General features: G+C 70.5%; 13 protein-coding genes. 6 read left to right on the plus strand and 7 right to left on the minus strand.

The genetic code is table 11. The features are described 5' to 3' along the window. Window positions 1-108: 108 nt before the first annotated feature. Window positions 109-777: an HU family DNA-binding protein gene (locus tag AC5Y4Z_RS12765; RefSeq protein ID WP_499964192.1), complete on the plus strand. Its 669-nt coding sequence runs from the start codon at window positions 109-111 to the stop codon at window positions 775-777. Window positions 778-838: 61 nt separating this feature from the next. On the opposite strand, the gene mutT1 is transcribed toward AC5Y4Z_RS12765, so the two are convergent. The 3 genes from mutT1 to cofC form a co-directional block, all read right to left on the minus strand. After that, window positions 839-1780: an 8-oxo-(d)GTP phosphatase MutT1 gene (mutT1, locus tag AC5Y4Z_RS12770; protein ID WP_499964194.1), complete on the minus strand. Its 942-nt coding sequence runs from the start codon at window positions 1778-1780 to the stop codon at window positions 839-841. An 85-nt stretch (window positions 1781-1865) separates the two neighbouring features. Next, on the minus strand, window positions 1866-4040 hold the full coding sequence (locus AC5Y4Z_RS12775) for an RNA degradosome polyphosphate kinase (protein WP_499964195.1): 2175 nt from the start codon (window positions 4038-4040) through the stop codon (window positions 1866-1868). Between the two features lie 167 nt (window positions 4041-4207). Then, window positions 4208-4867 (minus strand): 2-phospho-L-lactate guanylyltransferase, encoded by a 660-nt coding sequence (gene cofC, locus AC5Y4Z_RS12780; RefSeq protein WP_499964197.1) that lies wholly within the window; start codon window positions 4865-4867, stop codon window positions 4208-4210. A gap of 84 nt (window positions 4868-4951) precedes the next feature. On the opposite strand from cofC, the gene AC5Y4Z_RS12785 reads away from it, so the two are divergent. Next, window positions 4952-5965 carry an NAD(P)H-dependent glycerol-3-phosphate dehydrogenase gene (locus AC5Y4Z_RS12785; protein ID WP_499964199.1) on the plus strand — a complete coding sequence of 338 codons (1014 nt, stop codon included), beginning with the start codon at window positions 4952-4954 and terminating at the stop codon, window positions 5963-5965. A gap of 46 nt (window positions 5966-6011) precedes the next feature. Continuing rightward, window positions 6012-7121 carry a D-alanine--D-alanine ligase family protein gene (locus AC5Y4Z_RS12790; protein WP_499964201.1) on the plus strand — a complete coding sequence of 370 codons (1110 nt, stop codon included), beginning with the start codon at window positions 6012-6014 and terminating at the stop codon, window positions 7119-7121. Here the strand turns inward: AC5Y4Z_RS12790 and AC5Y4Z_RS12795 are convergent. After that, the gene (locus tag AC5Y4Z_RS12795; RefSeq protein WP_499964203.1) at window positions 7118-7684 is read right to left on the minus strand and encodes a DUF3515 domain-containing protein; all 567 of its coding nucleotides are present in this window, start codon (window positions 7682-7684) and stop codon (window positions 7118-7120) included. The genes AC5Y4Z_RS12790 and AC5Y4Z_RS12795 overlap by 4 nt on opposite strands. Before the next feature lie 72 nt (window positions 7685-7756). Here AC5Y4Z_RS12795 and AC5Y4Z_RS12800 point away from each other — a divergent pair, with 72 nt between their 5' ends. Genes AC5Y4Z_RS12800 through AC5Y4Z_RS12810 form a run of 3 tightly spaced genes read left to right on the plus strand, consistent with a single transcriptional unit; the run spans window position 7757 to window position 9705 of the window. Next, the gene (locus AC5Y4Z_RS12800) at window positions 7757-8725 is read left to right on the plus strand and encodes a thiamine-phosphate kinase (RefSeq protein WP_499964205.1); all 969 of its coding nucleotides are present in this window, start codon (window positions 7757-7759) and stop codon (window positions 8723-8725) included. Window positions 8726-8734: 9 nt separating this feature from the next. Beyond that, window positions 8735-9025 carry a DUF1330 domain-containing protein gene (locus AC5Y4Z_RS12805; protein ID WP_499964207.1) on the plus strand — a complete coding sequence of 97 codons (291 nt, stop codon included), beginning with the start codon at window positions 8735-8737 and terminating at the stop codon, window positions 9023-9025. Then, a complete protein-coding gene (locus tag AC5Y4Z_RS12810) occupies window positions 9022-9705 on the plus strand; it encodes a uracil-DNA glycosylase (RefSeq protein WP_499964210.1) in 684 nt (227 codons plus the stop codon). The genes AC5Y4Z_RS12805 and AC5Y4Z_RS12810 overlap by 4 nt, the downstream gene beginning before the upstream one ends. A 98-nt stretch (window positions 9706-9803) precedes the next feature. On the opposite strand, the gene AC5Y4Z_RS12815 is transcribed toward AC5Y4Z_RS12810, so the two are convergent. From AC5Y4Z_RS12815 to AC5Y4Z_RS12825, 3 genes are read right to left on the minus strand one after another with little or no spacing between them, the layout of a single operon-like run. Beyond that, window positions 9804-10634 carry an oxidoreductase gene (locus tag AC5Y4Z_RS12815; RefSeq protein WP_499964212.1) on the minus strand — a complete coding sequence of 277 codons (831 nt, stop codon included), beginning with the start codon at window positions 10632-10634 and terminating at the stop codon, window positions 9804-9806. 1 nt (window position 10635) lies between these two features. After that, window positions 10636-11880 carry a hypothetical protein gene (locus AC5Y4Z_RS12820; protein WP_499964215.1) on the minus strand — a complete coding sequence of 415 codons (1245 nt, stop codon included), beginning with the start codon at window positions 11878-11880 and terminating at the stop codon, window positions 10636-10638. Then, complete coding sequence (locus AC5Y4Z_RS12825) at window positions 11873-13024, minus strand: sulfotransferase family protein (RefSeq protein WP_499964812.1); 1152 nt, start codon at window positions 13022-13024, stop codon at window positions 11873-11875. The genes AC5Y4Z_RS12820 and AC5Y4Z_RS12825 overlap by 8 nt, the downstream gene beginning before the upstream one ends. Window position 13025: the final 1 nt, after the last annotated feature.

A 13025-nucleotide genomic window follows, 5' to 3' on the forward strand; every position in this document is an offset into this window, starting at 1 on the left:
CGTTCGGTCCTGAAATTGCGCGTGGCTCTTGGAAATTTGTCGGGTGAGGGTTTACCGTGTCCACTAGTCGGTTCCCAAAACGAGGACCACTAGCTTCGGAGGGTTTGGATGAACAAAGCAGAGCTCATTGACGTGCTCACACAGAAATTGGGCTCGGACCGTCGGCAGGCGACTGCTGCCGTCGAGAATGTCGTCGACACCATTGTGCGCGCGGTGCACAAGGGCGACAGTGTCACCATTACCGGGTTCGGTGTGTTCGAACAGCGCCGGCGCGCGGCGCGGGTTGCCCGCAATCCGCGTACCGGCGAAACGGTGAAGGTGAAGCCGACATCGGTCCCCGCGTTCCGGCCCGGTGCCCAATTCAAAGCGGTTGTGTCTGGCGCACAGCGCCTCCCGTCGGAAGGACCTGCAGTGAAACGTGGTGTTGTATCGGGTGGTGCGGCCAAGAAGGCGGCCAAGAAGGCACCGGCCAAGAAGGCTGCGGCTAAGAAGACGACGTCTTCAGCGGCCAAGAAGGCGGCGAAGAAGGCTCCGGCCAAGAAGACCGCCGCCAAGAAGACCGCGACCAAGAGGACAGCGGCCAAGAAGACCGCGGCCAAGAAGTCGCCGGCCAAGAAGGCCGCGACCAAGCGGACGCCGGCCAAGAAGACCGCCGCCAAGAAGTCGCCGGCCAAGAAGGCCGCGACCAAGAGGGCGCCGGCCAAGAAGGCCGCATCAAAGAGCCCGGCCCGCAAGGCTCCTGCCAAGAAGGCCACCTCGCGGCGCGGCCGTCGGTAAGAGGTTCTACGCGCGAATGCCCTTCGGGGTGGCAGCGATGCCACCCGGGGGGCATTCGCCGTTAGGCTCTCACGTTGGCGGCGAGCGCGCCGCCGATGTGGTCGGCCCCCACGAGCCGGCCGGCTGACAACGACAGCACCCACGTGCTCCCTTTGTGGTTGCGCGATTTGTCGGGCCGCACGCCGTCGCGTTCGCACCACCAGGTGATGAGGTCCGGAATCACCTTGCCCTGCGTGCAAATCACCGGGGTGCCATCGCCCTCGGCGATGCGCAGCATCCGGTGGCGGGCGCGTTTGGGGTTCTTCGCGTAGGACTCCTCGGTCAGGGTGGGCTCGTTGCGAACGCCCACACCGAGCGCGTAGGCCAGCGGTTCGACCGTCTGGTGACAGCGGACCCGGTCCGCCGCGTACACCTCGGAGGCGCCGAAGGCCATCAGCTGCGGGACGAGCGCCTGCGCCTGCGCGCGGCCCCGCTTGTCCAGCGGCCGTTTGGTGTCGTCGCCTTTGAACCGCGACTTGCGGCCCGCCGTGGCGTGCCGCACCACCAGCACGGTGTGCGTGTCCGCCGGACGCTTTCCGAAGCGGCGCAACGTCTTTCGGTCCTGCGTGTAATTCAGCCTCTTCATCGCGTCGGCAATCGGCAGCCAGACGAGCTCGTCGACCTCGCCGTTGGGCGTGAACTCACCGCCGTCGCTGCGCGCCGCCCAGTACTGGACCTTCTTGACGCCCTGCTCGATCGGGTAGCTCACCGCGTTCAGCCGCCGGCCCAAGACGGCGCGGTGACCGGTCTCCTCGAAGATTTCCCGCACGGCCGCCACGGGCGCCGTCTCGCCGGGATCCACTTTGCCCTTCGGCAGCGACCAGTCGTCGTAGCGGGGGCGGTGGATCACCGCGACCTCGAGCGCCGTCGCCGCCGGATCCGCGCCGGCCGGCCGCCACAGCACCGCGCCGGCCGCGTACACGACCCGGCTGCCCTGACCCGCCGACGACGTCTCGTTCGACACCTAAACTCCTGCAGGTCAATTCGGGGCTTGGTCGCGCCGGGTCGCTGCCGGCCCGGTTGCGACCTGGAAAGCTACCACACGGTGGTTACGGGCTTCGGTGCCGTTCCATCAGGGACACCTGATGGTCACGCACGGTGTGACCCTCCTGGGGCGACGCCGTCCACTGCCCGTCGGGACCCAGTTCCCAGCACCGCGTCGACGGGTCCAGCGCGGACTCGAACAACTCGTCGAGCTGCGCGGTCAGCTTGGGGTCCTTGACCTGAACCAGCACCTCGACGCGGCGGTCGAGGTTGCGGTGCATCATGTCCGCGCTGCCGATCCAGAACTCGTTGATGGACCGGAAGTGCATGATGCGCGAGTGCTCCAGGAACCGGCCCAGAATCGAGCGGACCGAGATGTTTTCGGAGAAGCCCTCCGCGCCGGGGCGCAGCGCGCAGATGCCGCGCACCACCACCTCGACTCGTACCCCGGCCTGCGACGCTCCGTAGAGCGCATCGATCACCTGCTCGTCGACCAGAGCGTTCATCTTGAGCCGGATGCGCCCGTTCCCGCGTTCGCGGTGCGCGGCGACCTCGCGCTCGACGCGTTCGATGATCCCGGTGCGAATGCCCTGCGGGGCGACCAACAGGTTGCGGTAGGAGACCTTGCGCGAGTATCCGGTAAGCGAATTGAACAAATCGGTCAGGTCGGCGCCGATGTCGGGGGCCGCGGTGAGCAGCCCGACGTCCTCATATAGCCGCGCCGTCTTGCTGTTGTAGTTGCCGGTCCCGATGTGGCAGTACCGCCGGATCGTCGAACCTTCGCGGCGCACCACCAAGCAGGTCTTGCAGTGTGTCTTGAGCCCGACGAGCCCGTACACCACGTGCACGCCCGCCTGCTCGAGTGCGCGCGCCCACTGGATGTTGGCCTGTTCGTCGAAGCGGGCCTTGATCTCGACGAGCGCCACCGCTTGCTTTCCCGCCTCGGCGGCTTCGATCAGCGCGCGCACGATCGGCGAGTCACCGGAGGTGCGGTACAGCGTCTGTTTGATCGCCAGCACGTTGGGATCGGCGGCGGCCTGCTGGATGAATCGCTGCACGCTGGTGGAGAACGAGTCGTACGGATGGTGCACCAGCACATCGCCTTCGCGCAGCGTCGCGAAGATGCTCTTGGGTGTCTCGCGGTCGGCGAACGCGGGATGGGTGTCGGGAACGAACGCCGGGTCTTTGAGCGCCGGGCGGTCCAGCCCGTAGATCTGCCACAGCGACGCGAGATCGAGCAGCCCCGGCACCTCGATGACGTCACCGGGATCCACGTCGAGCTCGCGCAGCAGCAACTCCAGCATGCCCTCGGTCATGTCGTCGGCGATCTCGAGGCGCACCGGCGGCCCGAACCTCCTGCGCGCCAATTCCCTTTCCAGCGCCTGCAGCAGGTCCTCGTCGCGGTCTTCTTCGACCTCCATGTCGGCGTTGCGGGTGATCCGGAACGCGTGATGCTCGACGATCTCCATTCCCGGGAACAACACCGGCAAAAACGCCGCGATCAGTTCCTCCATCGGCAGGTAGCGGATGACGCTCTGGCCCTCGCCCGGTTCGGCGCCGCCGCGTTCGGCCAGTTCGACGAAGCGGTCGACGTTGTTGGGCACCTTGACGCGGGCGAAGTGCTGCCCGCCGTCCTCGGGTTGGCGCACGGTGACCGCCAGGTTCAGGCTCAGGCTGCTGACGAACGGGAACGGGTGGGCGGGGTCCACCGCCAGCGGTGTGAGGACCGGGAAGACCTGTTCGTTGAAATAGGTCGACAGTTGGTCGCGCTCAGCCTGATCCAGATCGGCCCACGTGACGATGTGAATGCCCTCCTCGGCGAGTGCGGGCCGCACCGAATCGAGGAACACCCGCGCGTGCCTGGTGGCGATCAGCTGCGTCTGCTCGCCGATGCGCGCGAGTTGCTCGCGCGGTGTCAGGCCGTCGGCGGAGCGCACCGACAGCCCCATCTCGTCGCGGCGCTTGAGGCCGGCAACCCGCACCATGTAGAACTCGTCGAGGTTGGAGGCGAAGATGGCCAGGAACTTGGCGCGCTCCAGCAGGGGCAGCGAGTTGTCGGCGGCCAGCGCCAGCACGCGGGCGTTGAAGTCCAGCCAGCTCAGTTCCCGGTTGAGGTAACGGTCCTCGGGCAGCTCGTCGGCGATCGCGGCGGGGGTGGCCGCCGGTGGTGCCGCCACGCCGGACCCACCCGACTTCCACACAGTCTCGTCGGGCCGGGCCTCGGCTTCGGTTTCGGTCACTCAACGATCATTGCTCATGAACGGCCGGTGCTGCCACCGCGGAATCGGCGGCCGCATCCACATCGTCGAGTGTGAGTCCTGGGCGCTGAGTGTGAATTCTGGGCGGAAATCCGGCGTCAGGGCCGCCGTGGGTTCACTGGCAAAGCCCTGGGCTCACACCGAAACGGCTAGTGCTGCGCGACGGCCCGGGCGGTCGCCGCGCCGACCCCGAGCCGGCGGGCGGCGGTCAGGTCGGCGGGCGTGTCGACGTCGCAGCGCAGCCCGGGCCAGGCACCCGTCAGCTCGATCGCGCCCGAACGACGGTGCCGCGCGCACGAATCCGGCCCGAACTGCGGGTCGAGCGCGGCGCCGAACGCGCAGAGCGCGGCGGTGCCCGTCGCCATCCGGTCGGCGACGAAGCTGCGCCGGTGCGGGCGCGCGGCGGCGATCGCCTCGGCCAGCTCCTGAGTCTGCAACGCCGGCAGATCCCCTTGCAGCACAACGATATTGGAGAAGGTCCCCGCCACCGCGCGTTCGGCGGTGAGGATCGCGTTGTTGAGCGGGTCGCTGTTGCCCTCGGGTGTGGGATCGGCCAGCACTCCGGCCCCCAGCTCGGACGCGGCGGCGGCCGCGGCGTCGTCGGGCGTGACGACGGTGATCGAGCCCAGCGCGGCGACACCCGAGGCCGCGGTCAGGGTGTCGACCAGCATGGCCAGCACCACCTTCTCCCGGGTGCGCGCCGAGAACACCGGGGCCAGCCTGGTCTTGGCGGCGGCCAGTCGCTTGACGGCGATGACCAACGCTATGTCCCCGGGGTCGCCGCCGCCGTCGCCCCGAGTGCCGCTCATGGCTGCCATCCTGCCAGCGGCGCTACTGTGTAGCCGCCGCGGATTGCGCGCCGACGACACGAGTGCCATGGACGGGGGTGGTGAATGGCCGAGGACGCCGTTGCGGTGATGGGCGCCGGTGCCTGGGGCACGGCGCTGGCCAAGGTGCTCGCCGAGGCCGGGGGACCCGACACCGAGGTGCGGCTGTGGGCGCGGCGATCCGACGTCGCCGACGAGATCAACGCCACCCGCTACAACCCCGGCTATCTGCCGGGCACGTTGCTGCCGCCGGGCATCCGCGCCACCACCGACGCCGGTGACGCCCTGGCCGGCGTGACGACGGTGCTGCTGGCGGTGCCGGCGCAGACGATGCGCGGCAACCTCGAGAAGTGGGCGCCGCTGGTGGCCGACGGCGCGACCCTGGTCAGCCTGGCCAAGGGCATCGAGCTGGGCACCCTGATGCGGATGAGTCAGGTCATCGTGGCGGTGGCCGGCGTGGACCCGACGCAGGTCGCGGTGATCTCCGGGCCGAACCTGGCCAGCGAGATCGCCGAATGCCAGCCCGCGGCCACGGTCGTCGCCTGCAACGACTCGGGCCGCGCAGTCGCCGTGCAGCGCATGCTCAACACCGGCTACTTCCGGCCCTACACCAACAGCGACGTGGTGGGCACCGAAATCGGCGGGGCCTGCAAGAACGTCATCGCGCTCGCGTGCGGCATGGCGGCCGGCGTCGGGCTGGGCGAGAACACGGCGGCGGCGATCATCACCCGCGGGCTCGCGGAGATCATGCGGCTCGGGATAGCCCTGGGCGCCAAGGGCGCGACGCTGGCCGGGCTGGCCGGAGTGGGCGACCTGGTGGCGACGTGCACCTCGCCGGACTCGCGCAACCGGTCGTTCGGCGAGCGGCTGGGCCGCGGCGGGACCCTGGAGTCGGCGATGCAGGCGAGCGGCGGGCACGTCGTCGAGGGCGTGACGTCGTGCGAGGCGGTGCTCGCGCTGGCGTCCAGCTACGACGTGGAAATGCCCCTGACCGACGCCGTGCACCGGGTTTGCCACAAGGGTCTGTCGGTGGACGAGGCGGTGGCGCTGCTGCTGGGCCGCAGCACCAAGCCCGAATGAGCCGTCGGGCCGAGAAGGCCTTCGCACCCGGTAGCCTCTGAAGGTTGTGAGTGCCAGCAAGCGCGTGCGCGTCGCCGTCGTCTTCGGCGGGCGCAGCAACGAGCACGCCATCTCGTGCGTGTCGGCGGGCAGCATTCTGCGCAACCTCGACCCGCAACGCTTCGAGGTGGTCGCGATCGGCATCACGCCGGAGGGGTCGTGGGTGCTCACCGACGCCAACCCGGACGCGCTGGCGATCACCGACCGGCGGTTGCCCGAGGTGACCGCCGAATCGGGCACCGCGCTGGCCCTGCCGGCCGATCCGCGCCGCGGCGGCGAGTTGGTGTCGCTGCAGCACGGTGCGAGCGACGTTCTGGCGTCGGTCGACGTGGTGTTCCCGGTGCTGCACGGCCCCTACGGCGAGGACGGCACGATCCAGGGGCTGCTCGAGCTCGCCGGTGTGCCCTACGTCGGCGCAGGCCTGCTGGCCAGCGCCGCGGGCATGGACAAGGAGTTCACCAAGAAACTCCTTGTCGCCGACGGGCTTCCGGTCGGGCCGCACGCGGTGCTGCGCCCGTCGCGCGCGGCGCTGGGTCTCGACGAGTGCGAGCGGCTGGGGCTGCCGGTGTTCGTCAAACCGGCGCGCGGCGGCTCCTCGATCGGCGTCAGCCGGGTGTCGAGCTGGGACGAGCTGCCCGCCGCGGTCGCCGAAGCCCGCCGGCACGATCCGAAGGTGATCGTCGAGGCGGCGATCGGCGGGCGCGAGCTCGAGTGCGGGGTGCTCGAAATGCCCGACGGCACAGTGCAAGCCAGCACGCTGGGCGAGATCCGGGTGGCCGGGGTGCGCGGCCGTGAGGACTCGTTCTACGACTTCGCGACGAAATACCTCGACGACGCCGCGGAATTGGACGTGCCCGCGAAGGTGGACGACGAAATCGCCGACGCGGTGCGCCAGTTGGCGGTGCGGGCGTTTCGGGCCATCGACTGCCAGGGGCTGGCCCGGGTCGACTTCTTCCTCACCGACGACGGCCCGATCATCAACGAGATCAACACGATGCCGGGATTCACCACGATCTCGATGTACCCGAGGATGTGGGCGGCCAGCGGGGTCGACTATCCCACCCTGCTGGCGACCATGGTCGAGACGGCCCTGGCCCGCGGCGTGGGCCTGCGCTAACGCGCGGGTGCCGGGCTGATCGGCGCGGCGGCGACGGTGCGGTCGATCACCTCGGAGAGCTGCTGGATCGGCGTCGGGCCCGAGCCCGCGGGCAGCGTGAGCGCCACGTACACGGGCCGGTCCACCGCGTACCACGTGGACCGGCCGGCATCACCTGCGGATTGCCGGTCGGCCGTCACCTGGAACCACTGCACGCGGTCGACGACCTGCAGCGGGGAGCCCACCACGAATTCGCCGGGGCGGTCGAGGCCGCAGCGCAACACCACCGGCTCGCCGTCGGAGCCGGCGCGCCAGGCCGCCGCCCCCTCGGGCGCCGGCTGGACCAGCGGCGCGCGTTGATAGTCGCCGAGGCGCTGCGGCAGCGCGTCGGCCAGCGCCCGGCATGCGGGGTCGCCGGCGTGCGGGGCGGGTGCGGCGGGCAGGGCGACGGGCGGGGCCGGCGCCTGGCGGGTGGCCGCGAAGGCCAGGATCACGCCGATGGCGGCGACGGCCAGCGCGACCGCGGCGATCAGCACGGCGCGCGGCGGCCCGGTGTCGGTCTCGGTGTCGGGGCTGGTCGTCACCGCCCGGGCACCTCCTCTCTCCTAGACTGGCGCGGTCCGAACTTACCGCAGGTCGGAGCCGGAGGAGGTGGCGTGCGCGACGAGGATTTCGGGGCGGGGGAGCCCCCCACGCTGCAGGGGCTGGGCGAGTTCGCGGTCATCGATCGGCTGGTGCGGGGCCGCTCGCAGCCCGACGCCGTCCTGCTCGGCCCCGGCGACGACGCGGCGGTGGTGTCCGCCGGCGACGGCCGCACCGTGGTCTCCACCGATGTGCTGGTGCAGGACCGGCACTTTCGGCTGGACTGGTCGTCGCCGCACGACGTCGGCCGCAAGGCGATCGCGCAGAACGCCGCCGACGTCGAGGCGATGGGCGCGCGGCCCACCGCGTTCGTCGTCGGGTTCGGCGCGCCCGGTGACACGCCGGCGGCACAGGCCGACGCGCTGGTCGACGGGATGTGGGACGAGGCGGCGCGCATCGGCGCCGGCATCGCCGGCGGCGATCTGGTCAGCTGCCCGCAGTGGGTGGTGTCGGTGACGGTGCTGGGCGACCTCGGCGGCCGCGCACCGGTGTTGCGGTCCGGGGCGAAGGCCGGCTCCGTCGTTGCCGTCGCCGGCGAATTGGGCCGCTCGGCCGCCGGGTATGCGTTGTGGCGCAACGGCATTGACGGCTTCGACGAGCTGCGGCGCCGGCACCTGGTGCCGGCGCCACCCTACGGCCAGGGACGCGCCGCCGCGGCCGGCGGTGCGCAGGCGATGATCGACGTCTCCGACGGCCTGGTCGCCGACCTGCGGCACGTCGCCGAGGCATCGGGCGTCGGGATCGACCTGTCCACTTCCGCATTGGACGCCGAGCGCGACGCGCTGGCGGCCGCGGCCGGCGCCGCCGGCGAGGATCCCTGGGCCTGGGTGCTGGCCGGCGGTGAGGACCACGCCCTGGTGGCGTGCTTCGCCGGCGCGGCGCCGCCCGGGTGGCGCGTCATCGGCACGGTGCTCGACGGGCCGCCCCGCGTGCTGGTCGACGGCGCGGAGTGGAGCGGTTACGCGGGCTGGACGTCGTACTAGGGTGACGCGGTGAGCGTCTACGCGATAGCCCAGCTGAAGTTCACCGACCGAGCGGCCTACGACCGGTACCAGGCCCGGTTCCTGGAGGTCTTTCGCCGCCACCCCGGGACGCTGCTGGCCGCCGACGAGTCGCCGGAGGTCGTCGAGGGGGAGTGGGACCGCGACAAGGTGGTGCTGATGTCGTTTCCGGACGAGGCCGCGTTTCGCGGCTGGGCGCAATCACCGGAGTACCAGGAGATCTCGAAGGACCGGCACGCGGGCGCCGACACGGTGGTGTTGCTGGTCCAAGGGCTGCAATGACCGCGCGCCCGCTGAGCGAACTCGTCGAGCCGGGCTGGGCGGCCGCGCTGGGGCCGGTCACCGACCAGGTTGCCCAGATGGGGCAATTCCTGCGCGCCGAGATCGCGGCCGGACGCAGGTACCTGCCCGCGGGGCCGAACGTGTTGCGCGCCTTCAGCTATCCGTTCGACGACGTGCGGGTGCTCATCGTCGGGCAGGACCCCTACCCGACGCCGGGGCACGCCGTCGGCCTGAGCTTCTCCGTGGCGCCCGACGTGCGCCCGCTGCCCCGCAGCCTGGCCAACATCTTCGACGAGTACGCCAAAGACCTGGGCCACCCCCAGCCGACGTGCGGCGACCTGACTCCCTGGGCGCAGCGCGGCGTGCTGCTGCTGAACCGGGTGCTCACGGTGCGGCCCAACAACCCGGCGTCGCACCGGGGCAAGGGCTGGGAGGCGGTGACGGAGTGCGCGATTCGCGCGCTGGCCGCCCGGTCGCGGCCGCTGGTAGCCATCCTGTGGGGCCGCGACGCGTCGACGCTCAAACCCATTCTGGCCGAGGGTGATTGCGTGGCGATCGAGTCGCCGCACCCGTCCCCGCTGTCGGCGTCGCGCGGGTTCTTCGGGTCGCGCCCGTTCAGCCGCGCCAACGAGCTGCTGACCGGCATGGGCGCCGACCCGATCGATTGGCGGCTGCCTTAGGCGTGACCGCTGCCCGCCATGGGGCCGCAAGTGTGAATTTCACGACGCGACACGCGGCGGAAGCGTCGTGAAATTCACACTCGCCGGTGCGGCAAGAGCTACGAGCCCGGGAAGTTGACGTCCTTCGTCACGCGCTCCCATTCGTCGATCGACGACGACATCGCCGCGATCTTGTCCCGCATCGCCTTCAGCACGTCGCGGCCCAGCAGCAGCCGCAGCGGCGGCTCGTCGAGCTCGGTCACCATCAGCACCGCCTCGGCCACCTTGCGCGGGTCGCCCGGCAGGTGATCGGCGAACTGCTTGATCAGGTCCTTGCGCGCCGCGACATCGGCGTAGTCGGCGATCGTGCCCGCCGACTCCTTCATCGACCGCGTCGCCCAGTCGGTGCGGAACGCGCCCGGCTCGACGGCGGTCACCTTGATCCCCAGCGGCCGCACCTCGGTGGCCAGCGCCTCGGTCAGCGCCTCCAGCGCGAACTTGGTCGACGAGTAGTAGGCGTTGGGCGGGTTGGCCACCAGGCCGGTCATCGAGGAAATGTTGACGATGTGGCCGGAGCGCCGCGCGCGCATCGCCGGCAGCACCGCCTTGATCATGTCGACGGCGCCGAAGTAGTTGACGTCGAACAGCTTTCGGACCTCGGCGTCCTCACCCTCCTCGACCGCGGACAGGTAGCCGTGGCCGGCGTTGTTGACCAGCACGTCGATCCCGCCGAACGCCTCGTCGGCCGCGGCCAGCGCCGCCGCGATCTGGCCGGTGTCGGTCACGTCGAGCGCGACCGCCAGGGCCCGGTCGCCGAACTCCTCGACGAAGTCCTGCACGGACTCGGCCCGCCGCGCGGTCACCACCACGCTGTGCCCGGCCGCCAAAGCGGCGCGCGCGATCTCACGGCCGAAGCCCGTCGAGCATCCGGTGATCAGCCAGCGTCCCATCTCAGGCCGTCCCCTCCGGTAGGCGCCGCAGATACGCCGCGCGGCGGTCGGCGAGTTGGGCGGCGCGCTGCTGCGGGCTCACCCGCGGCAGGTGGGGAACCTCGGCGTCGAGCCGGTCGAGGCCGACGACGCGCCCACGCGCGCCGAGGTTTTCGCGCGGCCCCGCCTCGCCGAACTCGGCCATCCGCAACGTCAGGATGCCCTCGCGCAGCCCGTCGGAGTCGATCCAGTTGGCCACGCCGGGATCGGTCGGCGAGATCACGTAGGTGTAGCTGCCGTCCTCGTTGGGCACCGACTGCGCCTTGTTGAGGCTGCCGGTGCGGTCGACGATGTCGAGCGTGGTGCCCCAGAGGTTGCTCAGCGGCACCGTGAAGTATTCGGCGCCACCGTCGTTGACGTCGACGACGAACGCCTCGTCGGGGCCGAGGTCGAAGCGGCCCATCACATACACCTGGTTGCGCATCGCGCCCACCTTGTCGGCCGACCACGCCAGGTTGAAGTGGTTGGGCGGCATCTTGTAGACGCCATGGGCGAGCTTGCCGGAGAAGTCGGCGAAGTACGCCATCATGTCCGCGGTGGCCTCGGCCTGCTCGTCGAGCGTGCGCGCCGCCGTCGCCGGCGGTCCGCCGAGCCGTCGCACTTCGAAGTGATTGGGGTCGTCGCGACCCCAGTCCAAGAGCACGTCGCGGATGTAGAACTCGTGCGCCTCGGGGGTGGACCGCACGTGGTTGGGCCGCCCGCCCGCGGGTTCGGCGTCGACGGTGATGGTGAAGCTGCCGTCGGAGTCGACCTCCATGGTGCGCCCGTTGAGCACGTCGACGGTGCCCATGTGCGCGTCCCACAGCGTGAAGTAGTTCTCGGTCATCCGGTGCTCGCCGACCCGGCCGTGGATCTCGTAGCGTTCGTCGCCGGAGATCGGGATCACCCGGTACACGCTGTCGGGATTGTCGATGCCCCAACGCGATCCGGGGATCCGGCGCCCCTCCACGGGGTGCGCGAGGCGGGTGATGCAGCAGACCCTCGGCCGCAGCTTGTCCTGGTTGGACGACCACACCGCCGCGGAGAACATCACCTCGGCGAACGCGTCGTCGAAGCGTTCGCGCATCGCCTCGGACGGCTTGGCGCGACCCACCCAGGTCTCCGCCACGGTCCGGTACGCGGCCTTGACGGTCGGGTGCTCGATCAATTCGAGCGCGGCCAGCTCCTGCTCGTGCTGGGACGGCGTCGCGACGGGGTCGTCAGGCATGCGCTGATCCTCCAATGTGTTCTCGAAAACGCTTGTTGTACAACATGAATCGCTCGTCGACCTGCTCGCCGCGCAGGCCGTAGTTCTCCAGCCCGTAGGGCGGGCGCGGCACCTCGCGGGGACGGTGCGCCAGCCAGCCCCGCATGGCGCGCTCGGCGTCGGCGGTCAGCGGCACCCCGATGGCGTCGTAGACGCGGGCCACCTGCCCGATCGGGTCGGCCACCGCGTCGTCGAACCCGATGTCGGTGACCCGGTCGTCGGACCAGCTGTCGCGGATGGCCATGGCCCGGTCGTTGGTCCAGCCCATCCGCTCCAGCCACTGTGCGCCCACCCGGTGCGTATCGACTGCGTCGGCGTGCATCGCGTGCAGGGTCGCGTTCAGGCTGGCCCCCGAGGCGATCGTGGTGCGCGGGTCGCGATGCATGTGCACGACGTGCAGGTCGGCGAACCGGGCGCGCAGCAGATCCAAATACCCCAGGTGCGCGGGCGATTTGAGCACCCAGCGCTGCCCGGTCAGACCCCGCCGCCGCTTTTGCCACTGCAGGAATTGCAGCATCCGGTACAGATACGCGTAGGCGGGGGTGAAGTCTTGCTCGTCGAGCCAGGACCGGTAGTGCGGCAGGTGCGCGCCCGACTCGGGGACATGCGACAGGAACGCGTCGGCCAGAAAGACGATCTCCTCCTCGGCCTCCCGCGCGTACATGGGATGGATGGCGAACAGCTCCGGCGCCAGCTCGCGCGACTTCGCCTCCCGCGCTTCGCTGATCGCGATGCGCGGATCGACACCCTCGAACCGATGATCCAGCCGCGGCGCGACCTCGACGACCTCCCAGCCGTAGGCGCAGACGAACCGGGGATCGGCGGCCAGCAGCCGCTGCAACAGCGTGGTCCCGCTGCGCATCATCCCGACGACGACGATCGGCGCGGCCACCCGCTCGTCGAGGATCTCGGGGTGGCGGCGGATCCACTCCTGCGCGCGCAGCCGCATGCGCAGGCTGTGCACGAGGCCCGACCGCAAGACGTGCGTGCCGATGGCGTTGAGCTCGGCGCGCGCGTAGTCGTCCAGCAGCACGCGCAGCGGACCCTCGAATTCGCCAGGGCCCCAGTCGGAAAGCGCCTCCTTGCGCTGCGCGTCGGCCAGCATC

The sequence above is a fragment of the Mycobacterium sp. NGS63 genome (assembly GCF_059812295.1).